Raw genomic sequence first — 25330 nt, forward strand, 5'->3', positions numbered from 1 at the left:
GCGTCCCGCGCCGAAGCCCCCGGACCGAAGCCCCTCGCACCAAACGCCGTCGCACCGACGCCGCTTGCACCGATGCCTCTCGTGCCGAAGCGCCTCGTAGCGAAGCCCCCCGTACCGAAGCGCCTAGCACCGAATCAGCCCTCGCCGAAGCGCCCCGCACCGAAGTCCCTCGCACCGCGAACCCCGCCCCGAAGGAGCCCAGTCGTGACCGAGCCCCTCTCGTCCACCGCCACCGTCTCCACCGACCCCGCCGCTCTCGGCCCCCTCGCCTCCCTCTTCCGTCTCGACGGCGCCCGGGTCCTCGTGACCGGCGCCTCGCGCGGCATCGGCCGTGCCATCGCGGTCGCCTGCGCGGAGGCCGGGGCGGATGTCGCGCTGGCGGCCCGTAGCGACGACGCGCTGCACGACGCCGAGCAGGAGGTGCGCAAGCTCGGGCGGCAGACGGCGATCACGTGCGGTGACCTCGCCGACTCGGGGACGGCCGCACGCCTCGTCGACGAAGCGGTCACCGGTCTTGGCGGCCTCGACATCCTCGTCCACAACGCGAGCGCCTTCCCGGCCGACGACACCGGCACCTCGTACCTGGTCCCCTTCGCCGAGAGCAGCTCCGCCGAGTGGGACCCGCTGCTCGCCGTCAACATCGGCGCCACCGTCGACCTGTGCCGCGCCGCCCACCCCCACCTGGCAGCCTCCCCGAAGGCGGCCGTCGTCCTGGTGTCGTCCGTGGCCGGACTCATCGCGACGCCCGCGATGGAGGCGTACGCCGTCACCAAGGCAGCCCAACTCTCCCTGATGCGCTCGCTGTCCGTCGGCTGGGCCCGGCAGGGCATCCGGGTCAACGCCCTGTGCCCCGGCTGGGTGCGCACCGACATGACCGAGCCGATGCAGCAGCACGCGCCGCTGTCGGACTGGCTCATGAGCCATGTACCGCAAGGCCGTTGGCTGACGGCCACGGAGGTCGCCGCCGCCGCGCTCTTCCTGGCCGCACCCGCGGCCTCGTCCGTCACCGGACACGCCCTGGTCTGCGACGGCGGGGTCTCGGTCCCGGACGGCGGCCTCGCCGGCATCCCCAAGCCCGCCTCGCCCTTCGCCGCCTGACCCCGTACGCGCCCCGTCCCGGGACCCCCAACTGCAAGCGCAGGAGCGACAGATGACGGACTATCAGACGCGGTCGTCGGAGCCGAACGACACCGAGTCCCTCCACCAGGACGACGACTCCCGCCACCAGTGGGTGGTGGGCGAGTCCTTCCAACACGCCAGCGTCCAGCCGGACTTCACCACGGCGTCCCAACTCCGCGACCGACTGCGCCGCCGGCCCCCCGACCAGGACAACCCGCTGCGCATCCGTCCCGGACTCGGGGTCGACGACACCGAGTGGAGCGACCTGACCTCCGAACTCCTCAAGGCGTACGGCGCGGCCGTACTCCCCGAGGGCCGACCGCCGACCGCCGTGCCCCGGCACAGCGTCCTCAAGCACAGCCGCGACAACGTCCTCATCGGCGACGCACACGTCGAAGGCGACGCTTTCCAGGCGCAGTTGGCCGTCGTCAACGACACCGAGATGCTCCGGGACCACACCGCCGACCAGCAGCACGTACCCGGCATGCTCCTCATCGAGGCGTCGATCCAACTCGTCACCTGGGCGGTGTCGGAGATCTGGCTCCCACCCACCGGCCATCCGCCCTACTACGCGGTGATGCACGCCAGCGCCTTCGAGTTCAGCCGTTTCGTGTTCCCCCTGCCCACCCTCCTCACGGGCACGTTCACCCGCACCGGCCCGGCCGAGGACGACAAGATCCCCCTGAGCGCGGAGGTACGGGTGCGACAGGCCGGCCAGGACTGCAGCCGCGTCCGCATCGACCTGCACGCCTTCCGCCCCGCCCTCGTCTTCGCCATCGAGGACGGCCAGGCCCGGCGCACCCTGCTGCGCGCCGCCCCCGCCGCATGACCGCCGACCAGGCGGCCACTGACACCGCCCAGCTGCTACGGCGACTCGTCCATGGCGACACAAGGCCCGATGCCGACGCCCTGGACGGCCTGCTCGACACCCCGCCGTTCAAACGGTCCGCACCGCCCTGCGGCCCCGAACGCCACGCCCGGACCTACGACCGGCTGCGCGCCCTGGGGGAGTGGGTGGGCGGAGCGAACGCCCTGCAGCGCGACCCGGCCCGACTCCTCGCCGTACTGGAGTGGTCCGCCACCGTCGACCCACCCCTCTTCCTCGCCGGCACCGTGCAGTACGCGGTGTGCGTCGCCGCCATGACCGAACTCGGCAGGCCCGGCCCGTACTTGGACCCGCTGATCGGTGAAGTCGACCGGCACGAGACCTTCGGCTCCATCATGATCACCGAGATCGGCCGCGGCAACAGCCACCTCGCCACCCGCACCGAGGCCCGATTCGACCCCGCCACAAGGGAGTTCACCTTACGGACCCCCGACCCCACCGCGGCCAAGTTCATGTCCCACGTCGCCGGCACGGGTCGCTCCCACATGGCCATCGTCTACGCCCGCCTCCTCCTCGCCGGCCAGGAGTGCGGGGTGTTCCCCTTCGCGGTCCGCGTCCGCGACGCCGACCGCATCACGGACGGCATCCACATCACCGAACTCCCCGAGACCACCTCGGTCCCGCTGAACTACGCCCTCGTCACCTTCGACAACACCCGTGTCCCCTACGACGGTTGGCTCCGCGACGACGCCTCCATCGCGCCCGACGGCGAGTTCTCCGACCCCCTCGGCGACCCGGACCGACGTCTGGTGCGCTCCCTCTCGGTCTCCTCCAACGCCTCCACCGGTGCCGCGGCCGCCCTCACCGCGGCAGCCCGAGCCGCCGTCACCATCGGCATCCGCCACAGCCAACACCGCCTGACCATGGGCCGGTTGGGCACCGACCTCCCCGTCCTGAACTACCGCACCCAGCAGGACGCCCTCTACGGCGCCCTCGCCGAGGTGTACGCGTGCGGCTTCCTCGTCGCCCGGATCAAGGCGCAGTACGTACGACAGCGCAGGGCCCCCACGGACCTCTCCGCGGCGCGGCGCCCGGTGTGGGCACCCTGGGCCTCGGTCAGCCGCGAACAGGCCCTGACCAAGGTGGCCGCGACCCGCATCCTGCGGAACGCGGCCGGAGTCAGCCGCGAACGAGCGGGCGCCCAGGGCCTGTTGACCGTCAACCGGCTCCTTGAGTACGAGGGCCTGGCACAGGTGTACCAGGCCGCCGCGGGCGACAACCTCCTCATCCGGTTGGACGCGGGCAAGCAACTCGTCGAGGACCTCACCCACACGGTCCCCGTCCCGCCGGCCGTTGGCGAACTGGTCTCCCCGGCTGGGGCGTTGGCCTTGGCGCTCCTCCGCGAACGCGGCCTCCTCACCGAACTGCGCGGCTGCGTCGAAGGCCTCCCCGTGGAGGAGAAGACCGCCTTCGAGACCTGGAACCCCCTGCTCCCGGGCCTCGTCACACTCGCCGACGCACACCAACAGCGCCTGCTGCTGGAGGCGTTCGCGGCGGCGGTCGCCGAGGCCGAGTCCACCCGTACCGGCACCGACCCGGCGCCCCACCTCCCGGCGCTGCACGCCCTCCACGCCCTCTACGCCATGACGTCACTGGAACAGACGCTGAGTTGGCACCTGGAGAACGGATCACTCACCCCCTCGGACGCCCGCCGCGTGCACCAGGAACGCGACCGCGCCCTGGACGCCGTACACCCTCATCTCGCCGTACTCCTGGACGGATGCGCGCCGCCGGACGCGCGGTTGAGGGCTCCGATGGCCGAACAGGACGTCGTGGCGGCCCTGTTCGCGAGCGGTGGGCAGACAACATGACCGCCGCCGCGGTGATCACCGGGCTGGGGGCGGCTCTGCCACCGGACCGGATCACCAACGAACAACTGGTGCGCGAAGGTCTGGACACGTCAGACGCGTGGATCCGGGGCCGCACCGGAATCGAGAGCCGCCATCGCGTCCGACCAGGCACCTCGACCGGTGATCTGGCGGTGGCAGCCGCGCGCGGCGCACTGGAGTCGGCCGGCGCGCACGACGCCGGTCTGCTGATCCTCGCGACCACGACACCAGACCGCCGATGCCCGGCCACAGCACCCGAGTTGGCCGCCCGGCTCGGCATGACCGGCACCCCGGCGTTCGACCTCGCGGCCGTCTGCTCGGGCTTCGTCTACGCGGCCGCCGTCGCCTCGGCGCTGCTCATGGCGGGCGCGTACGACAGCGTGCTGCTCGTAGCGGCCGAGACGTACTCGACGATCGTGGACCCGCGCGACCGGGAGACCGCCGTCATCTTTGGCGACGGCGCGGGCGCCGCGTATCTGACGCGAGGAAACCGGCCGGATCCCGGAGCCCTGGTCCACTTCGACCTCGGCAGCGACGGCACGGGCAGCGACCTCATCACGATCCCCGCGGGCGGCTCCAGTTCGCCGTACACCGACGAACTGCCTCGCCAGGAACGCTACTTCCGCATGCGCGGCCGGGAGGTGTACGCCCGAGCCGTACGGCAGATGGCGGCCTCCTCGCGTACGGTTCTCGACCGGGCGGGCTGGACCACCGACTCCGTCGCCGCCTTCGTCGCGCACCAGGCCAACCAGCGCATCCTCGACTCCGTCGCCGACCGGCTGGGCATCCCGCCGACCCGCTGTCACGGCAACCTGCGCGAGGTGGGCAACACCGCGGCGGCCTCGCTTCCCCTGGCCCTCGCCGACACCGCCGCCCGAGGCGTCGTACGGCCAGGCGCCCGCACCCTGCTCACCGCCTTCGGCGGCGGCCTGACCTGGGGCTCCATCGCCATGACGTGGCCCGATGCGAAACCCGTGCGGCACACACCCCAACCCCGCCCCACACGCAAGGAGTTCGACTCATGTCCGCCGTCTACGACCACCTCGTGACCACACTGAGCGGCAAGTTCGAGGTACCCGCCGGCACCGTCCGCCCGGACATCTCCTACGACGACCTCGGCCTCGACTCCCTCGCCGTGATGGAACTGTTCCTGACCCTCCAGGAGGAGTGGGCGATACCGCTGGAGGACTCCGAGGCGGTGGGCACCCTCACCGTGCAGGAGACCGTCGACCTCGTCGAAAAGCTGAAAGCGGCGACGTCGTGACAACTTCCGCTGGCCGGGCGGAAGCTGTGGTGACCGGGATCGGTCTGGTCACCCCGGCAGGCATCGGGCGCGAGCGGACCTGGGAACGCGTCTGCTCGGGCCACCCCACGGCCACGGACGACCCGGAACTGGAAGGCCTGCCGGTTGGTTTCTCCTGTCGCGTCCCCGGCTTCGACCCGGCCACCCTGGTACCGGGAGTGCCGCACTGGCGCGTCGACCGCTACACGCTCCTCGCCCTCGCGGCGGCGCGGGAGGCGGTCGTCGACGCCGGGCTGACGCCGGAGACCTGGGACGGCGACCGGGTCGCCGTGGTCATGGGTTCGGCCGCCGGCGGTGTCGCGACCCTCGAAGCCCAGCAGGACCGCTTACGGGAACGGGGCCCGGGCCTGGTCTCGCCGCTCACGCTGCCCATGTTCCTGCCCAACATGGCGGCCGGCCACATAGCCGTCGACCTGCACACCCGCGGGCCGAACATGCACACGAGCACGGCCTGTGCCTCGGGCGCCACGGCGATCGGTATCGCCGTGGACCTGCTCCGCTCGGACGCCTGCGACATCGCGCTGGCGGGCGGCGCCGACGCCATGGTGACCCGGCTCTGTTCGGCGGCCTTCGCCCGGATGGGAGCCCTCTCCCGACGTGCCGAAGACCCGGCGACGGCATCCCGCCCCTTCGACAGAGACCGCGACGGATTCGTCCTGGCCGAGGGCGCGGGCGTCCTGGTCCTCGAACGCGCCCCCGACGCGACCGCCCGCCGCGTCCGCCGCTACGCCACCCTCGCGGGCCACGGCGCGTCCGCCGACGCCCACCACCAGACGGCACCCCACCCACAGGGAGCGGGCGCCGAACTCGCCCTGCGCCGCGCACTGTTGGATGCCGACGCCTCACCCGCAGACGTCGACCATGTCAACGCCCATGGAACCGGCACCCAGTTGAACGACCGAGTCGAAGGGGCACTGATCGAAAGGCTGTTGAGCGGCGGCCCGTCCGTGACCGGCACGAAGGGTGTCACCGGCCACACCATGGGCGCCGCCGGAGCGATCGAGGCCGCGCTCACCGCCCTGACGGTCTTCCATACGATCACCCCGCCCACGGCCAACCTCCAACACCCGCTCGACGATGCCGAGTTGGACCTGGTGAGCGGCACGGCCAGAACCGGCAAGGTCTCCCTGGCGCTCAGCAACTCGTTCGGCTTCGGCGGGCAGAACGCTGTGCTGGCCTTCCGGCCGGCCTGAGCGGTGCGCGGAGCGGCGGGCGGATTCGGCGTAGCGCGGGTCGAACGGATCAATCACAGTGATCGCGCCCCTCGATGAGCTGGCCAGTGATCTGGAAACGGCGGGCCGGGAATTGAGCGAAGGATAATGATCAATATCTTTCAACCGGTCCGAGGCGTGACGTGGAGCCGCTTGGGCCAGCCCTGCGCGCCCCAGTTGGCCCGCCCCTCGCGTGACGAGGTATCGCAGAATGCCGGGCCTCACAGCGCGACGGCGACCGCTCCCACGGTGGTCGCCGCCGCCGCGACGACAAGGGCCAGGACGCTGAAGACGATCTCGGATGCGCGGGAACGGTGTTCGGACGCGAGGTCCAGGGTGAAGACGGCCGGGTTGTCGGGCGTGTAGTGGATCGTGATGTCGCGGCCGTACGAGTTCGTCGGGTCGGGCAGCCCGTCGGGGGGGTGCCTCTATGTCCTTCGTCAAGGCGTCCCTGTGGGGTTTGGGGTGATTCGGTCTTGCTGGGGTCATGCGGCGAGCTCGACGTCCGCGGGCGTGCGGGATTCGTAGAAGGTGCCGTCTCGGAGCATGGCGAACAGGACGCTGATGCGTTGGCGGGCGAGGCGGAGGAGGGCCTGGGTGTGGTTTTTGCCGCGGGCTCGTTGCTTGTCGTAGTAGGTGCGTGAGGCGGGATCGGCGTTCATGCAGGCGAAGGCGGAGAGGAACATGGCGCGTTTGAGCTGGCGGTTTCCGCCTCGCGGGGCGTGTTCGCCGTGGACCGAGGTCCCCGACGACTTCGTGGTCGGGGCGAGTCCGGCGTAGGAGGCCAGGTGGGCGGCGCTCGGGAAGCTGGTGCCGTCGCCGACGGTGACCAGGAGGACGGCGGCGGTCCTGACGCCGACGCCGGGCATCGACGTCAGGACCGGGGAAAGAGGGTGGGCCTCCAGCAGGGCGTTGATCTGGGCTTCCAGGGCCCGGCGCTGTTCGTGGACAGCGGCGAGAGAGCGGGCCAGGGAGGGCACGACGATGTCGAGGGTGCCGGTCCCGGGGACCACGACGGTCTGCTCGTCCAAGGCCTGGAAGACGTCGTCGATCAGCCGCTGTGCCATGCGCGGGGCCTTGGGCCGGATGAGCTCGACGAGCCTGCGGCGGCCGGCTTTGCGCAGTGCGGCCGGGGAGCCGTAGCGCTCCAGCAGCCAGGTGACGGCCTGGTGGTCGAGGCGGGGGCCCAGGACGCGCTCCAGTGACGGGTGGAACTGGGTGAGCAGGCCGCGTATGCGGTTGGAGGTGCGGGTGGCCTCGGCCGCGAGGTCCTGGTCGAAGCCGACGAGGACCGTGAGTTCGGCGGTGATCTCGTCGGTGAGCTCCAGGGCGCGCAGGGTGTGCGGCATGGTCCGGGCCGCGTCCGCGATGACCGCGGCATCCTTCGCATCGGTCTTGGCCTCGCCCGGATACAGGTCGGCGATCCGCCGCATCGCGAGTCCGGGCAGGTAGGCGACTTTGCAGCCGGCGTCCCGGGCGACGGTGAGCGGGAGGGCTCCGATGGATGCGGCCTGGTCCACGATCACCAGGACCGTGCCGAACTTCGCGGCCAGTTTGTCGAACACGGCCCGCAGTTTCGGCTCGCTGTTGGGCAGTTGCTTGTCGAAGACCTTCTTGCCGGTGGGAGTCAGCCCGTGCCCGTGATGAAAGCTCTTGCCGACGTCCAGGCCGAGGAACACGCCCACGTCTTCGGTGTCGAACATCGCGCCCTTCCAAGGGAGTTGAACGTGCCGGCCTCGGCGTTGGTGTCGTACGCGCGCATCCACGTTATGCAGACCTGCCGCCCGCGAGCTGTCCGGCATTGCGCCGGACCGGGCGGTGGCCGGACCTCTCATCAGCGTCTCCGACGGCACCTCCCGGGCCCGGTGACACCACCCCCCAGGTCATGCCTTCGACAGGGGGCAACAGTCATACCGGGCCCGGAGGCCAGCGGCCCTCTTGCAGGACCGCGGAAAACATAACGGGGTAGGCGGTGACGGTCGTGCCCTCGTGGGTGGTGAAGGTGATGACCGGTGTGTGGCCGGTGGAGGTGTAGCCCTCGTTGTCGGTGCTGGTGTCCGTGAGGACGGCGACAATCCGGCCCTGGACGGGCAGTTGGGAGGCCGGCGCGTCGTACGGCGGCTTGCCGCGCGTGCGCTCTGCGGGAGGTGGCAGGCGACGGAGACGGTCCAGGGTGCGCCGAAGCCGAGCAGGGCCCAGGGCCAACCCCAGTCGTTCGCGGCGACGGCGACAAGACCGACGTAGAGGAGGAAGAGTGCGAAGTTGGGTCAGGCGCGGCCGTGTTGGTCGGCCTGGAGGTCGGTGGTGAAGCGGTAGGCGTGTGGTCTGCCGCGCCGGTAGCGGATGCCGATCTCGCGGACCGTCCAGGCGGCGGTGATCCGGTGGCCGTGGTCGGCGTCGTTCGTCACGGTGAACTCCCGTCCGGTGGAAGGGTCTTGGAAGGAGACGACCAGCGGAATCCCGTCCTTCTGGGAGCTTCCGTGCCGGGGTTCCCGTACCCGCTCGACCCGGCCATGACCCGAACCGTGCGCTGGGCCCGGGTCAACCTCGCCAGCGACATGCCGTATCCGAGCACGCCCACGCGCCTGACACCGCGCACCACAGCACCAGATATCCGTGCCAGCCCATGTCGCTTGCCCTTCTCCTGTTCTTGGTTGTCCATCGCGTCGCCGAACTGAGCCTCGGTGCTGTCAGCGGGCCGGGGTGCGCCGCACCACCTCGCCCTTGCCGTTCGCCTCAAGCGAGGCCGTGCCGTCGGAGCCGGTCACGCCGACGCGGATGGTGAGGGAACCGGTGAGGCGGTCGGTGGTGATCTGCCAGGTCTGTGGGGAACGGATGCCGAGGGCGGACCTGGCCTCTTCGACCAGGGCGGGGAAGCGTTCGTAGGGGACGGAACCCGGGTCGAAGTGCGGGGCCTGTGAGCCGGTGGGGGCGAACACCACTGACAGCAGGCGTTCTTGTACGACGACCGTGAGCGCCTGGCCGGTGTTCTTGCCTTTGCCCTTGGTCAACGAGTCGACAGCGCGGCGGAGTTCGCCCTTTTCGAGGAACGACTGGCCGGGGCCGAGGGCGACCGTGCCGGACGCCGACGACACGACCGTGGTCGAGGACGAGGAGGAGACGGAGGGCTCGGTGGAGGAGGGTTGCTGCGCGGAGGTGTCCTTGTCGAACAGGTCGGCGCGGAACAGCAGGATCACACCGGCCGCGGCGAGGAGCAGCGCGAGCAGCGTGACGAAGCCGACGGCACGGCCCGCGGAGGGTTCGCTGACCACGGCCGGGCCCGGTGCCGAGTCCAGGCGGGCGCCGGCCATCCGGTCCTGCCATTCCGGTGTCGGCCGTTTCACGATCCGGACCTTCCACAGCCGGTCCGGTGGGTACTCGACCACCACGACGCCGCCGGGGCGGTAGTCGGGCAGGTCGGCGAGGTTGATGTGCTGGGTGAACCGGACGCGGTACGCCGGTATGCCGTCGTCCGGGGCGACCGTGACATCGAAGCGGACCGCCACGTCGCTCGTCGCCTCGCCCCCGACGGCCTCCAGGCTCTCGATCTGCGCGAGTGCCGTGCGGGGCGGGATCGCCGCCTCCCGGGCGCGCCTCGGCATACCGGTGAGGAAGAAGAGCAGGCCGTAGACCGCGGGCAGGGCCACGCCCGTGACGCACAGCGGCACGCTCTCGATGACGCAGCCGACGACGAAAGCCGCCGACGACGCGCCGATCACACCGCCCGTCACCATCCCTCGGGCGAGGGCGACGGGAGTGTTGCGCGTGGGCGGCGGTGCGCCCTGGGTGATCGTCACACGGGGGATTGTGCCGGGCCCTGGTGATCGCCAGTAGGTACGGAAGGTGTCGATATCGGTACGTAGGCGGCATGGGTTGGACATCTTCGGCCGTTTCGCACGTCGATCGCGCAGCTTTCTCCGGCTCGTCCGTAGTGCTCGCCGTTCCCCGTCTTGCATGCTGGGAACGGGAGTTGAGTGCACCCGTGATCCAGGAAGGGGGCGTTCATGAGGGCCGAGTCCGGGAGGCAGTCTCGACGTGTCGCTGTCGTCGGCGTGGGCATCCTCGGAGCCTGCGTGGGCTGGAACCTGGCCCGGCGCGGTGCCGAGGTGGTCCTCATCGACGCCGGCCGGCCGGGCGAGGGCGTCACCGACTGGTCCTTCTCGTGGGCCAACGCCAGCAACAAGACCGTGACCAGGGCCTACTTCGACCTGAACGTCGCGGGTATGGCGGCGCACCGTGAGTTGGCCGGGATCATCGGGCCGGACTCGTGGTGGTATCCCAGCGGCCATCTGCGCTGGACGGACGATCCCGTGGCGGAGGCGAGGTTCCTGAAGACCGCCGAGTTGCTGGGCAGTTGGGGCTACCGGGTCGAGGTGTCCACGGGGGCCGAGGCGCGGCGCCGCCTCGAACCCGCTCTCGCGCTGCCCGACGAGGTTCCCGTCGTGCTCTACCCCGACGAGGCCTGGGTGCACGGACGTCGTCTCGTCGACCGCCTGGTCGGCCAAGCCGTCGCAGCAGGAGGGGAGTTACGCTCCGACACCGAGGTCCGTGACATCGGGACCGGAGCCGACGGGAGCGTCCGGACCGTCGACCTGTCCGACGGCAACACTCTCGCCGTGGACGTCGTGGTGAACGCGGCGGGCCCGCGTGCCTCCCACGTCGCCGGTTTCGTAGCACGGCAGTTGCCGATGCGCCGGGAGCCCGGCGTCGTCACCCGGATCGACTGTGCTCCGGTCCCGATCCACCGGACCGTGCACGCGCCGCACATCGAGATGCGCCCTGACGGAGACGCCTCGATGGTCCTCCACAGCCGTGAGGTCGACGCACTCATCGACACGGGCGAGGAACCGGCGGAACTCGCGCGGCTGCTCCACGAGTTGGCGCGGCGCGTCATTCCCGACCTCGCCAACTCCCGTATCGCACAGGCGCAGGTGGCGTTCCGGCCGATCCCGGCCGACGGATTCCCCTCGGTGGGAGCGGTGCCGTCCGTTCCCGGCTACTACGAGGCCGTCACTCACAGCGGCATCACGCTCGGGCCGGTGATCGGCCGGCTGCTCGCTGCGGAGATCCTCGGCGGGGAGAGGGACGAGTTGCTGGCGGACTTCCGGCCGGAGCGGTTCCCTCGGTGACGGTTCGGGCAGGCGCCACCGGTGCGGTGATCGTCTACGGGGTGCGACGGCGCGGGAGCCGCTCACGTCTGCGCCGGCGGAGACCGACGTGACTCGACGCCGACGTTGACCTTGGCCCCACTGATACCGGTGCGGATCACGCTGTGCCCTGGCCTGGAGAAGATCAGCCCGTTCGACGTGCCGAACCCCATGGGGACGCGGTGGTCGGAGTCGGTCAGGTCGAACCGCCGCGGCCTCCGTCGTCACCGAAACGACCCCGGCGAACTCGAACCGGTGCTCGGGTTCGGCATACCTCGGCCCTTTCGTGGTAGACGCCAGGGCGGCGGCAGAGGTCGCGATCGGGCTCGGGGCCGGGACCGGGATCGGGCGGGGTGCGGCAGCCGGAGGCGCCGGGCACTCGTCGTCACAGATCACTCGGTGCGTACCGAGTCTTGAGAGACGTTTTACGCGACGCACGCAACTGAGGCCCCCTCTGTCGCTGTCTGACAGTGAGTCGGGCCCGTCAGGGTCGAGGTCGAGGAGCTAGAGAGTGGGGCAAGTCGTGGGACGGCGCAAGGGCAGCATAGGGATCGCACTCGTCACGGGTGCGGTGCTGGTGGGTGCGACTGCCTGTGGTGGGGGCGGCAGCGACAAGGCGAGCGGGGACGACGCGAAGGCGTCGGACAAGGCGAGTGCGACCGCCTCTCCGTCGCCGACGAAGCCCTTGGGCCCGCCGATGCTGCTGGACACGATCACCCCGCAGACGGGAACCACGGTCGGCGTGGCCATGCCGATCTCGGTGATCTTCACGAACCCGGTGGCGTCCAAGGCGCGGGCCACGGTCGAGAAGCACATGAAGGTCAGCGCCTCGCAGTCGGTCGTCGGCGCCTGGCACTGGATGGGCGACAAGCGCGTCGACTGGCGCCCGAAGACGTACTGGCCCTCCGGTACGACGGTGAAGATCGACGCCGACATGAAGGGCGTCACCAACGGCAACGGCCGGTACGGCGTGCACAGTTACACGCACACCTTCAAGGTCGGCGACGACGTGCGCGCGGACGTCTCCGTCACCAACCACACCATGAAGGTGACCAAGAACGGCGCGGCGGTACGCACCCTGTCGATCAACGCGGGCAGCGCCGAGTACCCGACGTGGGACGGCACGATGGCCGTCATCGACAAGCAGAAGAAGGTCCACATGACCTCCTGCAGCGTCGGCATCAGCTGCGACAAGGGCAGCGCCAACTACTACGACCTGACGCTGCCGTGGGACATCCACCTCACCCAGTCCGGCACCTACGTCCACTACTCGACCGGCGACCCGAACCCGGGCAGCGGCAGCGCCCGCGGCTCGCACGGCTGCGTCCACCTGTCCCTGTCGGACGCCGAGTGGTTCTACGGCCAGGTCAAGCAGGGCGACCCCATCACCATCACCGGATCGCCCCGCGGCAAGGCCCCCGCCGACAACGGCTACGCCGACTTCAACCTCGACTGGGGCCAGTGGCTCGCGGGCAGCGGCTCCGGCGAGGGGACGACCGCGGCGCTGTGACGCGCCGCGGTGGGGTCACCGGGCAGCACGACGATCGATGTCAGCAGGTGCGCCCGGTGTAGTGGGCGCCCTGGATCTCACGGGCGGAGCCCAGCCAGGTCGTACCGTGCGCGACGCACCGCTCGTAGTCGCGTGCGCGGGCGACCTCGACCTTGATGACGACCCGCGAACCGTCGGTCGTGCAGTGCCGGTAGAAGGCGTCCGACCCGGTCTCGTAGAACCCGCAGGGCCCGGCCGCCGCGGAACTCGCGGCGGCCACCCCGCCGAGCGAGCCGAGCACGAGCGCGGCGGACCCGAGGGCGCTGATCACCGTACGACGAAAGCGCAAAGGAACTCCTTGGCCAGGGAAGGGGCAGTCCTGGAAGGACTGTCGCTGCCGAGCGGGACGACAGCCGTTCCAGGATTGCCGCACCGACCTGCGCGGCCGGTCGTAAGCCGCCTCGGTCACCCGGCGAAACGATTTGTCGCTACGTCGACCGGATGGTTCCGGCACCGGGGCCGCATAGGCCGCTGATGCCCGGAACCGGTCAGTGTGGGCTGGGCCGGGCGCCTACGCCCAGCATCCGTTCACCGTGGCCGCGAGCCCGTCAAGCGCATCCTTGGTCGCGTCCGGCGCGGCCGTCGAGTTGTTCTCGATGAACGAGAAGATCTTCCAGCGGCCGTCGTCGGCCTTGGTCAGGCCGCTCAGGGCGATCGCGCCGGTGAGCGTGCCTGTCTTGGCGCTGACCTTGCCGACGGCGCACTGGGAGTCCGCGGTGTCGAAGCGGCCCCACTCGGGGCCCAGGGTGGAGCCCGCCTCGCCCGCGACGGGAAGGCCGTCGACGATGTACTTCAGGGTCTGGGCGTTGGCGGGGTCGTCGGCCACGTCGAGGATGTCGGCGATCGTCTGGGCCGGGATGCGGTTGGAGCGGGAGAGGCCGCTGCCGTCGTGGATCTCGAAGTTGGCCAGGGATACGCCGTACTGGGTGAGGACTTGGCGGACGACGGCCGTGCCGTCCTCGAAGGTGGCCGGGCGGCCGGCGGCCAGCGCGGTGCTCCGGAGCAGGGTCTCGGCGATATCGTTGTCACTCACCTTGAGCATGTGCTCCACGATGGACGACAGCGTGCCGGACTCGTGCTGGGCCACGGGGACGGCTGCGGTGGCGGCGGTGCCGTGGGCGACGCTTCCGGTGACGGTGACACCCTGCCGGGCGAGGAGCTTCGCGAAGATCTGGCCGGCGTCCAGGGACGTGTCCGTGACGTGGCGGCCGTCGACCACCAACGCCCGTACGGGGGCTATGGAGTCGGGGTAGTAGCCGTCGTTCCAGCCGGTCGCGAGGGTGGGCGCGGGGAAGAGGCTGTCGTCCACCGTCACCTTCACCGTGGTCAGGCCCGCGTTCTTCAGGCCCGCCACGGCAGTTGTGGCCATCGCGGTGAGGTCGGCGGTGGTCAGGGTGCGGTCCCCGCCACCGACCAGGGTGAGGGTGCCGTTGCCGTAGACGACCTTCGTGGTGAAGCGGTGATCGGGGCCGAGGATCGTCAACGCGGCGGTCGACGTGGCGAGTTTGGTGTTCGACGCCGGCATCAGCGCCGTGGTCGCGTCGTGGCCCCATACGGCCTTCTTGGACTCCGAGTCGATCACGACGCCGCTGAGCGTGCTGCCCAGACGGACGTCCTGGACACGGGTGTTGAGGTTGTCCGCGATCTTCTGCTCGGCGGTGTCGAGCGTGGCGGCCGTGGTGGAGACGGTCTTCTCGGCGGCGAAGGCGGAGCTGCCGAACAGGATCGTCCCGGCGACGGGGGCGGTCACCGCTATGACGGCGGCGCGGCGGAGCGCCGGACTCATCGTCCTGCTCTTGCGGTGACGTCCGCTCGCGCCGTCTACGGAGGGGGAGTTGGGCATGGGGGCCTCGCCGCGGGGTGTGTGGGTGGGGGAGGGGACAGAAGATCCGGGGATCTTGGAAAGGAAAATAACAGCTGTGAGTGGCCTATGCGGCGCGATCGGACGAGGCCGTCCCCGCGACGCACGACGAGGCGTCCCCCGCTACGCACATCGAAGCCTGCGCCGGGGGCACGCGACAGTGGTGGACGCGTACCGCGCGACCGCTTCTCGGCTCGTCCAGTGCCCCGAGGAGAGGCATCATGACCTCGTCGCGCACGCACAAGTGGGGGTTCCGGAGGGCGAGTTCGACCGCCCGGAGCCACACACCGGGAGAGGCCGAGGAGAAGCGGGCGCTGTCCGTCACAGGGCGCGCCGGGTTCGTCGCACGCGGTGTCGTGTACGTCCTGGTGGGCGCGCTCGCCCTGCGGCCCGCCAGATCGCCATGCAGCCGAAGCCGACGACGAGCATCCACAGCATCACCTTCCCGAAGGGCTGCGCGGCCTCCCAGGCGCTGCTCGCGAACGGGCCGAAGAACAAGGTCGGTTCGCGCCTGCTGGACGGGGGCCGTGCCGTGTTCTACGGCTTCGTCTGCTGGGGTACGGCCTCCTTCGCCGCCGGGACCGGCGGGTCGTCCGGCAGCGACGCCAAGTCGCAGGACTGGACCGCCTCGGCGTTGAAACTCCCGGGCGGCCAGGTGCTGGTGGGGATCGTCGGCTGCGTCCTGATCGGGGTCGGCGCGACCCTCGCCGTGCGCGCGGTGACGCGGCGCTTCCTGCGGCGGCTGGATACCGGGAGGATGAGCCCCCGGGTACGGCAGGCCGTCACCGGCCTGGGCGTGGGCGGCGGTGCCGCGCGCGGTGTCGTGTTCGCCGGGGCGGGTGTGTTCGCGCTGGTGGCCGCCATCGGCTTCGACCCCCACCAGGCCAAGGGCATGGACGGCACCCTGCGTACCTTCGCGCACACTCCGGCGGGGCCGTGGCTGCTGGTCGCCGTCGCCACCGGGCTCGTCCTGTTCGGCGGCTTCTCGTTCGCCTCGGCATGCCGGCGCCGCCTGTGAACCCCGGCGGCGCGGCACCCGGCCGTGACCCGGCGGCGCGGCACCCGGCCGTCCGGCCGCGACCCCGCGCACGGCAGCGTCGTAGAACGGCCGAAGGGGTGTGAAGGAACCGCGAAGTGTGTGAAACCGCGTGGGTTTCCCGAGTCGGTTGAGCCCGAGGGGGCAGGCTTTTTGGGCCGGGTGCGGAATTGTGAGGTCCGGGGAGACATGGTTGTGCCCGAAGGGGGCACGCGACGTTCGTCCTGTTCTCCAGTTAAGGCGGCACCGTGGCTTCCTCCGTGAAGGCTCTCGAAGCAACTGCTCCTGTCAGCGCGGGAGCACCGGATGTCGTGGACGACCTCCCGTGGATCGAGGACGGGGCCAAGGTCGCTCCCAAGGACGCCCGGGCGATGTCCCGGATCTTCCTCGACCGGCTGCAGGAGCTGGAGGAGGGCACCCAGGAGTACCAGTACGCGCGGAACACGCTGATCGAGATGAACCTGTCGCTGGTGTCCTTCGCCGCGCGCCGGTTCCGCAACCGGGGCAGCGGTGACATGGAGGACGTCATCCAGGTCGGCACGATCGGTCTGATCAAGGCCATCGACCGCTTCGACCTGTCGCGCGAGGTCGAGTTCACCTCCTTCGCGATCCCCTACATACTCGGCGAGATCAAGCGCTTCTTCCGCGACACCACCTGGGCCGTGCACGTCCCGCGCCGCCTCCAGGAACTCCGGGTCGACCTCGCGAAGAGCAAGGAGACCCTCGGCACCGAGCTGGGCCGTACCCCTACGGTGAAGGAACTCGCCGCCCACCTGGAGCTGACCGAGGACGAGATCATCGAGGGCCTGGTCGCCGCGAACGGCTATGTCGCCGGATCCATCGACACCCCGAGCGGTGACGACGAGTCCGACAGCGCGCCGAAGTACGCGGACACGATGGGCGACGACGATCCGGCACTGGAGCTGTTCGAGGACCTGCACACGCTCGCCCCGCTGCTGCAGCAGCTCGACGAGCGGGAGCGGATCATCATCGAGATGCGCTTCGGCCAGGAGCTGACCCAGGCGGAGATCGGCCGCGAGCTGAACCTCTCGCAGATGCACATCTCCCGCCTGCTCAACCGCACCCTCGCCAAGCTGCGCACCGGCCTTCTGCCCACGTGATCCGCCCGCCCGACAGTCCTCCCCTCGCGCGGCACCGAAAGGATCACCCCGCATGAGCACCACGAGCACCGACCACGATCCCCTGCACCAGCCCGCCGCACCGATCGTGACCGAGCCCGTGCCCGACCTCCAACTCCAGATGCTGGTACGGCTGATCGGCCAGGACGCCGAGGCGGCCCTGCCCATCACGCTCACCGTCGGAGGCGTCTTCCTCTACGGCGACCTGATCTCCCACGAGGCCTGGACCACCGACTGGGCACGCAGCCTGCACGGGATGGACGGCACCGGCGCCCAGCTGCTGGAGCGGTTCCCGCAGCAGGTGGACGAGGTGGTCGAGGACAGGCAGGGAGGACCCGGCCCGCAACGGCTGCCGCAGTGGATCCATCTGCGCGACGCCACCGGAGTCGCCGGTGGGGGCGGAACCGCCGTCATGCCCTTGTGGCGCGGCCGGCTCACGGACGTGTCCGGCTGGTCCCTGGGCAAGCCGAAGCAGCCCTGAGGCGCCGTAGGCATCGGAGGCGTCGGTACAGGGTGGGCGCGGTGGGCGGAGAAGGAAGCGGTCTGTGAGGATGTGCCGCATGCGTATGCGGAGCAGGAACCATGTGACGGTGTCGGGCCGGGCCGGTGGGCCGGTCGTGATGCTGGCGCACGGCTTCGGGTGCGACCAGCACATGTGGCGGCTGGTGGTACCGCTCCTGGAACGCGACTTCACCGTGGTGCTCTTCGACCATGTGGGCGCCGGCCGCTCCGATCTGTCCGTCTGGAGCCCGGAGCGCTACTCCACGCTGGACGGCTACACCGATGACGTGCTGGAGATCTGCCGTGAACTGGCGCTCGGCCCGGTGACGTTCGTGGGGCACTCCGTGAGCGCGATGATGGGCGTCCTGGCCGCCGCACGCGAGCCGGAGGCGTTCGCCGGTCTGGTGCTCCTGGCCCCCTCGCCGTGCTTCGTCGACGACCCGGCCACCGGCTATCGCGGCGGGTTCAGCGCAGAGGACATCGACGAACTGCTGGAATCGCTGGACGCCAACTACCTGGGCTGGTCGGGCGCCATGGCACCTGTGATCATGGGCAACCCCGAACGCCCGGAACTGGGCGAGGAGTTGACCAACAGCTTCTGCCGCGCCGACCCCGACATCGCCCGCGTCTTCGCCCGCGTCACGTTCCTCTCCGACAACCGCGCCGACCTCGCCGAGGTGACCGTGCCCACGCTGGTCGCCCAGTGTTCCGTCGACGCGATCGCGCCCCCGGAGGTCGGAGCCTTCGTACGGGACCGGATCCCGGGCAGCCGGCTGGTCACCCTGAGCGCGACCGGGCACTGCCCGCAGCTCGCCGCCCCGGAGGAAACGGCCGCCGCGATCACCGACTTCGTCGAGTCCGTGCGCTGATGGGTGCGAGCGGCGACAGCGAGAGCGGCGACCATCGGCCGCCCGAGAGATCCCACGGGAAACCGCCCGGCAAACAGCCCGGTGACGACCACGCGGCGTTCTCCGCGCTCCTTGAGGACAGCGTCGAGGACCTGTACGAACACGCGCCGTGCGGCTACCTCTCCACGCTGCTCGACGGCACCATCGCGAAGATCAACACGACACTGCTCGACTGGCTCGGCTACGACCACGGGGACCTGGTGGGCCGTAGGACCTTCTCCGACCTGCTGACCGTGGGTGGCCGGCTCTACCACGAGACCCACTTCGGCCCGCTGCTGCGCATGCAGGGGGAGGTCAGCGGGATCGCCCTCGAACTCAAGGCGACCGACGGCAGCCGGCTGCCCGTGCTGGTCACCTCCACCGTCAAGACCGGTGGCGACGGTCATCCGCTGCTCATCCGCACCACCGTCTTCGACGCCCGCGACCGCCGCGCCTACGAGACGGAACTGCTGCGCGCCCGACAGCAGGCAGAACACGAACAGGAGGAACTCAAGCGCCTCAACGCCACCCTCCAGCAGACCCTGTTGCCCCCAACTCTCGTGAACGTGCCAGGACTTGACGTCGCCGCGCATTACCACGTCGCCTCCACCGACATGGTCGGCGGCGACTTCTACGACCTCTTCCCCCTCTCCGCCGGGACCTGGGGGCTGTTCCTCGGGGACGTGTGCGGCAAGGGCGCGGCGGCGGCCGCCGTCACCTCGCTGGCCCGCTACACGCTGCGGGCCGCCGCCGTCTACGACCCCGACCCGGCCGCCGTGCTGAGCAACCTCAACACCGTCCTCAACCACGAGTACAACGGCCACGACCCGCGGTTCTGCACCGTCGTGTTCGGACTGCTGACCCCCGAGGGCGACCGCGGCGGCTTCCGCATCACCCTGGCCAGCGGCGGCCACCCGCCGGCGCTGCTCCTGCGCGCGGACGGCAGCGCCGACCATGTGCACACCCCCGGAGGACAGCTCATCGGCGTGCTGCCCGACGCCCATATAGCCACCGCCACCGTCCACCTGGCGGCGGGCGACACCCTGCTGCTCCACACGGACGGGCTCACCGAAGCCCGCTCGGCCCACACCAGGGGCGCCGACCGATACGGCGACGACGCCCTCCTCGACTTCGCCCGCGCCCTGGCTCCCACCACCGCCTTCGCCGCCGTCGCCGCGATCCGCGACCTGCTCGACACCTTCGGTACCGGCGTCGACGACGACACCGCCGTCCTCGCCATCAACGTGCCCCGACCCACCAGCGAAGAGCAGCCGTGACCCAACTGGCCATCCGCACCCGGACCACGCCCGCAGGACCCGTCGTCGAACTCACCGGAGAACTCGACTACGACAGCTTCCCCCGGGTGCGTGAACTCCTGCCCCGGCTGGCGCTGTCGGACGGCCAGCAACTCGTCGTCGACCTGGCCGGCGTCACGTTCTGCGACTCCAGCGGCATCACCGCCCTGCTCGCGGCCCGCAACCACGCCCTCGCCGCCCGGGCGGGCATCGCGCTGGCGGCGGTCCCGGGTCACATCAGCCGCATCTTCCACATGGTCGGCCTCGACCAGGTCTTCCCGACCCATCCCACCGCTCAGGACGCGGAAGCGGCCTGGACACCTCCGGCGACCCGACCCTGAAGCGTCAACGGGCCAGGTAGAAACGGATGGTTGTGCCGTCCGCAGCCGTATGGACGCGGACGAGATCGGCGACGTAGTGCACCAACAGCAGCCCTCGTCCGCCGGGTTGGTCACGTGACGGCGGGCGCCGGCCGGCCAGCGGGTCCGTCAGCCGGCCGTGGTCGTGCACCTCGCAGACGATCCGCTCGTCCTCCGCCCAGATCCGCAGCGTCCCCGAACCGCCGCCGTGCAGCACGCTGTTGGTGGTCAACTCCGCGACGGCCAGCGTCAGATCCTGCAGCCGTAGGCCCGCCAGGCCCAGCCGCTCGGCCTCCTGGACAGCGAAATAACGGGACTTGGGGAGTTCTCCCGCGTCGAACGCGATGGACGCGGCGCCCGGCGGGTGGGGGAGCGGTTCGTTGTAGCGGGCGATCGCGCGCTGCGGATCGTAGGCGGAACTGGGGAGTTGGGCGCCTTCGTCGATGACGACCGGGTGGGTGACGCGGGCGTCGGCGAGCACGTCGGGCTCCAGCCGGTCCGCGTCGTACGGGCAGAGGATCGTCACCTCGCGATCCCGGAACGCGGAGTTGATCAGCGCCTCGTGCTGGACGCACGCCGGGTACTCGACGGCGGTCCGGCCGGGCCAGATCGGCTCCCCGACGACCCGCACCCGGCCGCCGCTGTCGGCATGGGCGTCGGCGAAAGCCCGCAGCACGCCGGGGATGATCCGCCCCGGATTGCGCCCGACCTCGGTCATGTCGAGGAACCGCACATCGGCGCCGCTCGATCCGAGTCCGGCCCTGATCAGTTCGAGATGCGGGCCGGGAACGGCGACCGCGACGGCCTCTCCGGCGGCCAGCCCCGCCCGCACGAAGGGCACCGTACCGGCCGTGTACTGCTCCTCGCCCCGGTAGAACAGCGCGGGATGCGCGAACGGTGCACCGTCGGTGGACGTACTCATCGCGCCGCCACCTCGATCCTTGTCGGGCCGGGCCAGGACATGTCCACGGCACGCGGTGACAAGGAGGACGGCGGTCACCGCCCCAGCAGTCTACGGGGGTAGCACGACAGGGTGGTGGGCACCGGCAGAAGTGCCGGTGCCCACCACCCTGTCGAGCCACGAATGCCGATCAGGCGCGGGGGTGCCCGTAATAGCCGCCGACCTGCTCGTGGTACCCGGCGTCACCGGGGTGCTTGTCCTTGTCGAACTCCGGGGAGTTCTTGATCTCTTCCTTCGTACGGCCGACGTGGATCGTCCGCTCCGCGACGTCGATGGACGCGATCGTCCCGACGGGCAGCAGCACGTGCTTGCCGAAGATCCACACACCGGTGTCCACGACGATGTACATGGCCCCGACGTCCTCGGAGTGCTTGTCCACCTTGCCGATCGAGCCGTCACTCGCCTCGACCTTGAATCCGGTCAGATCCGTACCGGTCTGGTGACCCGACTCGGCCTGGTAGTCCCACATGTTGTCCGCCATGTAAACCTCGCTTTATGGTGAGTGAATTTCGAGATCGGTGATTTATCTCCTACCAGCGGTACCAACGCCCTCGGGTACCACCGGAACCCGTCGAACGGGCGACAAATCCCAGCAGCCACAGGACGAGAACGACGATTGCGACCCACCAAAGAATTTTGATGGCGAATCCCGCACCGAAAAGCAGCAGTGCCAGGAGAAGAACAAGGATCAGGGGAAACATATGTATCGACCTCCAGGCGTCCTAGTGCCCTTGCGGAAATGATTCATGCGCAGGGAGGAAACAAAAAATGCCCGGTGCGCCGTTCGAGGGCGATCCGACACTGTGCGGTGGCCGGCGGCGACAACGGTGCGAACGCGCTGGTGCTCGCGGACGAGGCGGACGACAGAGCCTGGCCGCTCGAACTCGCCTACAGAGCAGGCCTGTTCAGGTCGAGGTGTCCGATGCGGGACACGTTCTCCCGGTCGTCGGCGTCCTCGCTGGCCTCCGCGGTGAACCAGGCGTCGAGGATCTCCTTGAGCAGGGGCTCGGACGTCAACCGCAGGCTGAGGGCGAGTACGTTGGCGTCGTTCCAGCGGCGGGCGCCGTCCGCCGTGTAGGCGTCCGTGCACAGGGCCGCCCGTACGCCAGGCACCTTGTTCGCGGCGATCGACGCGCCCGTGCCGGTCCAGCAGCACACGACCGCCTGGTCCGACGTCCCGGTCGCGACCTCGCGGGCCGCCGCCTCCGAGCAGACCGCCCACCGCGGGTCGTCCCCGGGACGCAACGCCCCGTGCGTCACCACCTCGTGGCCCCGGTCGCGCAACTCCGCGACGAGGGAACGGGCCACAGGTTCGTCCATGTCCGAGGAAACAGAGATCCGCATGGATCGCAGGCTACTCAGCGGATCAGCGAGGTGCCAGCTCGGAACGTGTGTGTGGCGAGGCTGTCGCCGGACCGTGGGCAGGAGAGGTCCTACTCGTCCACGACCCGGCGGAAGCCGGCGATGCTAGGACCGGCGCCAGATCTGGTTCGCGCCGCCCGTGCAGGTCCAGATCTCCAGCGCCGTGCTGTTGGCCGTGCCGTGGCCGACCGCGTCCAGGCACTTGCCGGAGCCCACGTTGACGACACTGCCGTCGGAACGCACCCGCCACTGCTGGGCCGCGGAACTGCCGCAGTCCCAGATCTCCACCGGACTGCCGTCGGCGGTGGCGCCGCCCGTGACCTCAAGGCACTTGGAGTCGTAGACGGACAGTTGGTTGGTGGTCGTGGACGTCCACGTCTGGTTCGTGCCGCCGTTGCAGTCCCAGAGGGCGGGCTGGGTGCCGTTGGTCTGGTTCGCGCCGGGGACGTCGACGCAGCGGCCGGACTCCTGCCCCTTGAGAGGTGCCGGGACCGCGCCGCGCAGCCAGCTCTGGTTGGTGCCGCCGGTGCAGGACCAGAGCTCCAGCAGGGTGCCGGGGGTGGTGGCTCCGGCCGTCGCGTCCAGGCACTTGCCCGAGGTGGGGTTGACCACCGTGCCGTCGCTGTTCACGGTCCACTTCTGGGCCGCCGAGGTGGTGCAGTCGTAGATCTGCACCGGAGTGCCGTCCGTCGTGCCGCTGCCCTTGGCGTCCAGGCACTTCGCACCGCCGTAGACGGTGAGTTGGCCGGCGGGCGTCAGGGTCCAGGACTGGTTGGCGCCGCCGTTGCAGTCCCAGAGGGCGAGTTGGGTGCCGTTGGTCCGGCTCGCTCCGGGGACGTCCGCGCACAGGCCGGACTGGCGGCCCTTGAGGATGCCGCCGTGGTTGCCCGGCGGGTTGGCGGTGACGGACAGGTTGTCGAACTGGTCGGTCTGGTAACCCACCACACCGATGCCGATCTGGCCAGTGGAGTACGAACTGTCGTTGGTGGTAACGAGGTTGGCGCCGTCGGCCGTGGCGGTGATCTGGTCGCCCGAGAAGCCGAGGGCGAGCGTGTGCCACGCGTGCGTGCCGAGCGCCGACCGGGTCCCGGAGGTCAGCGTGGTCAGGGCCCCCGCCGCCGAACTCCTGACGATCGACCAGGCACCCGTGTCGCTCACCCGCAGCAGGTACGCGGCCTGGTGACTCTGCGGGCGGTTCTGGGTGTTGGCCCGGCCCAACAGCTCGACCGTACCGGCCTGTTGGAGGTTCACGTCGGCCTTGACGGTGTAGTCGGCCCACGTCGGATCGCCGAGCAACGAGAAGGCGTCGGAGTCGTCCTGCCACTCGATCGGTCTGACCGGCGTCACCTGCTGCACACACTGTCCGCTACGGCCGTCCGCACACGGGCGCGCCTCGAACGAGCCCTGCATGTCGGACAGATACGTCGCCTCGGTGCTGGTGGCATCGTTGTCGAACGTGTCGTCGTACGGCAGCGCGAGGGCGTGCGCGGCCGGCGCGGTGGTGGTGCCCTTGCCCTGGCCGGTGGTCGTGGTGACCGTGTAGATCCAACCCGGCTGAAGCGTCAGCGCGTACGAGCCGGCGGTCGGGGTGATGTCCTGCGTGTGCGTGAAGTCGGTCGACGGGCTCGGGCTGTTGACCCGGGTCGCCCACACGTGCACCGCACCGGTCGAAAGACCGCCCTGTACGTGAACGTTGACCGTCTGCGCCGCCGTGGCGGTGGTGGTCTCCAGGACCGTGGAGTAGTCGGAGCCGTTCGGCGACTTCAGGGTCGCGTACGTGCCGTTGGACTCGGTACCGCCGAGGTAGCCCGACGCGGAGTCGATGAACTTCCAGCCTGGCTGGGCGAATTGGGTGACCTGCGCGGTCGCCCAGGTGTTCTCGCCGATCGCGTAGTTCCCGGACCACGGCGAGTTCGCGGTGGCCAGGCCGACCGTGCCGTACGGCAGGTTGGGGTAAATGGCCGCGACCAGTGGCCAGTTGAGGTACGCGGTCATGCGCGCGTCCACGTATCCGCGCACGATCGACCGGATCAGTGCGGGGGCTCCGGCGTCCATGTCCAGTGAGCCGTTCTCCGACGCCCACAGCGGCTTGCCGTTGTTCTTCGCCGCGGTGGTGCTGGAGCAGGTGTCCGCGCTGCCGCCGTCGCCGCCCGCGCAGGGGTAGTGGGCGCCGATGACCGACACGGCGTTGTTGAACGCGGCGTTGTTCGCCATGTCGTCCGCGACGCTCCAGCCCGAGTCGTCGCCGACGATCTGCACGCCGCCGTATCCGGCGCTGTCGAGGGCGGACCGCAACTGGATGTACCAGTTGACGTCGTGGCCGCGCTCGTTCCAGCCGCCGAGGTAGCTGATCGTCAGACCGTGCTGTTCGGCGCAACCCAGCCAGGAGATCAGGTAGTTGATGGTGTCGGTGGACCAGAATCCGCCGCTGATCCAGCCGGGGGCGGCCCAGGCCAGACCGTACAACTTGATGTCCGGGTTACGGGCCTTGGCCTGCTCGGCGAGCCAGAACTCGTAGCCGGCGTCGCAGTTGATCTGTCCCTTGGTGTGCTCGATGGACGGTTCCGAGCCGTCGGTGGAGTTGGCGTCTCCGCCGATCTCCAGTTTCAGCAACTGGAGGTTCGCGCCGTAGCCCGGCTTGAACAGGTAGTCCAGGATCTGCGCCTGCTGGGCGGCCGGATAGTCGCGCAGCAGCCGGGAGTTGCCCCCGCCGCCGCTGATCGCCCCGATCCCGTCGAACGTCCGGCCGCTCTGGCCGCCGTCCACGGTGATCGAGGTGGCCGCCGCTGCCGCTTGGGCCGGTTGCGCGCCGACCGAGCAGAGGGCGGCGACCAGGGCCATGACCCATAAGGGCAGGAGGTGTCGCACGAATCTTCGCACAGTGT

The 25330-nt window shown here is 70.2% G+C and carries 24 protein-coding genes and 1 pseudogene; 14 read left to right on the forward strand and 11 right to left on the reverse strand.

Annotation, left to right across the window (positions count from 1 at the left end; genetic code table 11):
• The first annotated feature begins 204 nt into the window (after nucleotides 1-204).
• Genes OG226_RS45105 through OG226_RS45130 form a run of 6 tightly spaced genes read left to right on the forward strand, consistent with a single transcriptional unit; the run spans nucleotide 205 to nucleotide 6330 of the window.
• The gene (locus OG226_RS45105) at nucleotides 205-1098 is read left to right on the forward strand and encodes an SDR family NAD(P)-dependent oxidoreductase (RefSeq protein WP_329352372.1); all 894 of its coding nucleotides are present in this window, start codon (nucleotides 205-207) and stop codon (nucleotides 1096-1098) included.
• A 52-nt stretch (nucleotides 1099-1150) separates the two neighbouring features.
• Nucleotides 1151-1948 (forward strand): AfsA-related hotdog domain-containing protein, encoded by a 798-nt coding sequence (locus OG226_RS45110; protein ID WP_328685302.1) that lies wholly within the window; start codon nucleotides 1151-1153, stop codon nucleotides 1946-1948.
• A complete protein-coding gene (locus tag OG226_RS45115) occupies nucleotides 1945-3816 on the forward strand; it encodes an acyl-CoA dehydrogenase (RefSeq protein ID WP_329352374.1) in 1872 nt (623 codons plus the stop codon). The genes OG226_RS45110 and OG226_RS45115 overlap by 4 nt, the downstream gene beginning before the upstream one ends.
• Nucleotides 3813-4883 (forward strand): beta-ketoacyl-ACP synthase III, encoded by a 1071-nt coding sequence (locus OG226_RS45120; protein ID WP_328685304.1) that lies wholly within the window; start codon nucleotides 3813-3815, stop codon nucleotides 4881-4883. The genes OG226_RS45115 and OG226_RS45120 overlap by 4 nt, the downstream gene beginning before the upstream one ends.
• Nucleotides 4856-5098, forward strand: a complete 243-nt coding sequence (locus tag OG226_RS45125) for an acyl carrier protein (RefSeq protein ID WP_328685305.1) — start codon at nucleotides 4856-4858, stop codon at nucleotides 5096-5098. Before OG226_RS45120 ends, OG226_RS45125 begins: the two co-directional genes overlap by 28 nt.
• 29 nt (nucleotides 5099-5127) lie before the next feature.
• Complete coding sequence (locus tag OG226_RS45130; protein WP_328685306.1) at nucleotides 5128-6330, forward strand: beta-ketoacyl-[acyl-carrier-protein] synthase family protein; 1203 nt, start codon at nucleotides 5128-5130, stop codon at nucleotides 6328-6330.
• 503 nt (nucleotides 6331-6833) lie between these two features.
• Here the strand turns inward: OG226_RS45130 and OG226_RS45135 are convergent.
• The 4 genes from OG226_RS45135 to OG226_RS45150 all read right to left on the reverse strand — a co-directional run bounded on the left by OG226_RS45135 (nucleotide 6834) and on the right by OG226_RS45150 (nucleotide 10145).
• Nucleotides 6834-8051 (reverse strand): IS110 family transposase, encoded by a 1218-nt coding sequence (locus tag OG226_RS45135; protein ID WP_329352327.1) that lies wholly within the window; start codon nucleotides 8049-8051, stop codon nucleotides 6834-6836.
• 205 nt (nucleotides 8052-8256) lie between these two features.
• The gene (locus tag OG226_RS45140) at nucleotides 8257-8553 is read right to left on the reverse strand and encodes a hypothetical protein (RefSeq protein ID WP_329352376.1); all 297 of its coding nucleotides are present in this window, start codon (nucleotides 8551-8553) and stop codon (nucleotides 8257-8259) included.
• Between the two features lie 62 nt (nucleotides 8554-8615).
• The gene (locus OG226_RS45145) at nucleotides 8616-8756 is read right to left on the reverse strand and encodes a hypothetical protein (protein ID WP_328685307.1); all 141 of its coding nucleotides are present in this window, start codon (nucleotides 8754-8756) and stop codon (nucleotides 8616-8618) included.
• A gap of 282 nt (nucleotides 8757-9038) precedes the next feature.
• Nucleotides 9039-10145 carry a hypothetical protein gene (locus OG226_RS45150; RefSeq protein ID WP_328685308.1) on the reverse strand — a complete coding sequence of 369 codons (1107 nt, stop codon included), beginning with the start codon at nucleotides 10143-10145 and terminating at the stop codon, nucleotides 9039-9041.
• A 207-nt stretch (nucleotides 10146-10352) separates the two neighbouring features.
• Here OG226_RS45150 and OG226_RS45155 point away from each other — a divergent pair, with 207 nt between their 5' ends.
• Nucleotides 10353-11477, forward strand: coding sequence for an NAD(P)/FAD-dependent oxidoreductase (locus tag OG226_RS45155; protein ID WP_328685309.1), 1125 nt, complete (start codon nucleotides 10353-10355; stop codon nucleotides 11475-11477).
• Between the two features lie 529 nt (nucleotides 11478-12006).
• On the forward strand, nucleotides 12007-13005 hold the full coding sequence (locus OG226_RS45160; protein ID WP_328685310.1) for a L,D-transpeptidase: 999 nt from the start codon (nucleotides 12007-12009) through the stop codon (nucleotides 13003-13005).
• Between the two features lie 40 nt (nucleotides 13006-13045).
• On the opposite strand, the gene OG226_RS45165 is transcribed toward OG226_RS45160, so the two are convergent.
• Together OG226_RS45165 and dacB are read right to left on the reverse strand one after the other, a co-directional pair.
• Complete coding sequence (locus tag OG226_RS45165) at nucleotides 13046-13333, reverse strand: DUF6355 family natural product biosynthesis protein (RefSeq protein WP_328685311.1); 288 nt, start codon at nucleotides 13331-13333, stop codon at nucleotides 13046-13048.
• Between the two features lie 222 nt (nucleotides 13334-13555).
• Nucleotides 13556-14887, reverse strand: coding sequence for a D-alanyl-D-alanine carboxypeptidase/D-alanyl-D-alanine endopeptidase (gene dacB / locus OG226_RS45170; protein ID WP_328685312.1), 1332 nt, complete (start codon nucleotides 14885-14887; stop codon nucleotides 13556-13558).
• Nucleotides 14888-15126: 239 nt separating this feature from the next.
• Here dacB and OG226_RS45175 point away from each other — a divergent pair.
• The 6 genes and pseudogenes from OG226_RS45175 (at nucleotide 15127) to OG226_RS45200 (ending at nucleotide 20104) form a co-directional block, all read left to right on the forward strand.
• Nucleotides 15127-15923: pseudogene (locus tag OG226_RS45175) on the forward strand (DUF1206 domain-containing protein).
• Between the two features lie 389 nt (nucleotides 15924-16312).
• Nucleotides 16313-17062: an RNA polymerase sigma factor SigF gene (locus OG226_RS45180; RefSeq protein WP_328686612.1), complete on the forward strand. Its 750-nt coding sequence runs from the start codon at nucleotides 16313-16315 to the stop codon at nucleotides 17060-17062.
• A 52-nt stretch (nucleotides 17063-17114) separates the two neighbouring features.
• On the forward strand, nucleotides 17115-17561 hold the full coding sequence (locus OG226_RS45185; RefSeq protein WP_328685314.1) for a hypothetical protein: 447 nt from the start codon (nucleotides 17115-17117) through the stop codon (nucleotides 17559-17561).
• Nucleotides 17562-17640: 79 nt separating this feature from the next.
• Entirely contained in the window at nucleotides 17641-18450 is an 810-nt protein-coding gene (locus OG226_RS45190; protein ID WP_328685315.1) for an alpha/beta fold hydrolase, read from the forward strand.
• Complete coding sequence (locus tag OG226_RS45195) at nucleotides 18450-19745, forward strand: PP2C family protein-serine/threonine phosphatase (protein ID WP_328685316.1); 1296 nt, start codon at nucleotides 18450-18452, stop codon at nucleotides 19743-19745. The genes OG226_RS45190 and OG226_RS45195 overlap by 1 nt, the downstream gene beginning before the upstream one ends.
• Nucleotides 19742-20104, forward strand: coding sequence for an STAS domain-containing protein (locus OG226_RS45200; RefSeq protein WP_328685317.1), 363 nt, complete (start codon nucleotides 19742-19744; stop codon nucleotides 20102-20104). The genes OG226_RS45195 and OG226_RS45200 overlap by 4 nt, the downstream gene beginning before the upstream one ends.
• A 4-nt stretch (nucleotides 20105-20108) precedes the next feature.
• On the opposite strand, the gene OG226_RS45205 is transcribed toward OG226_RS45200, so the two are convergent.
• The 5 genes from OG226_RS45205 to OG226_RS45225 all read right to left on the reverse strand — a co-directional run bounded on the left by OG226_RS45205 (nucleotide 20109) and on the right by OG226_RS45225 (nucleotide 25286).
• Nucleotides 20109-21044, reverse strand: a complete 936-nt coding sequence (locus OG226_RS45205) for an anti-sigma factor RsbA family regulatory protein (RefSeq protein ID WP_329352379.1) — start codon at nucleotides 21042-21044, stop codon at nucleotides 20109-20111.
• 169 nt (nucleotides 21045-21213) lie between these two features.
• A complete protein-coding gene (locus OG226_RS45210) occupies nucleotides 21214-21564 on the reverse strand; it encodes a PRC-barrel domain-containing protein (protein WP_328685319.1) in 351 nt (116 codons plus the stop codon).
• A 49-nt stretch (nucleotides 21565-21613) separates the two neighbouring features.
• Nucleotides 21614-21784 carry a hydrophobic protein gene (locus tag OG226_RS45215; RefSeq protein WP_078652406.1) on the reverse strand — a complete coding sequence of 57 codons (171 nt, stop codon included), beginning with the start codon at nucleotides 21782-21784 and terminating at the stop codon, nucleotides 21614-21616.
• 187 nt (nucleotides 21785-21971) lie between these two features.
• Nucleotides 21972-22427 (reverse strand): RpiB/LacA/LacB family sugar-phosphate isomerase, encoded by a 456-nt coding sequence (locus OG226_RS45220; protein WP_328685320.1) that lies wholly within the window; start codon nucleotides 22425-22427, stop codon nucleotides 21972-21974.
• A 123-nt stretch (nucleotides 22428-22550) separates the two neighbouring features.
• Complete coding sequence (locus OG226_RS45225) at nucleotides 22551-25286, reverse strand: ricin-type beta-trefoil lectin domain protein (protein ID WP_443067027.1); 2736 nt, start codon at nucleotides 25284-25286, stop codon at nucleotides 22551-22553.
• Between the last annotated feature and the right edge of the window lie 44 nt (nucleotides 25287-25330).

The sequence above is a fragment of the Streptomyces sp. NBC_01261 genome (genome assembly GCF_036226385.1).
Taxonomy (GTDB): Bacteria; Actinomycetota; Actinomycetes; order Streptomycetales; family Streptomycetaceae; genus Streptomyces.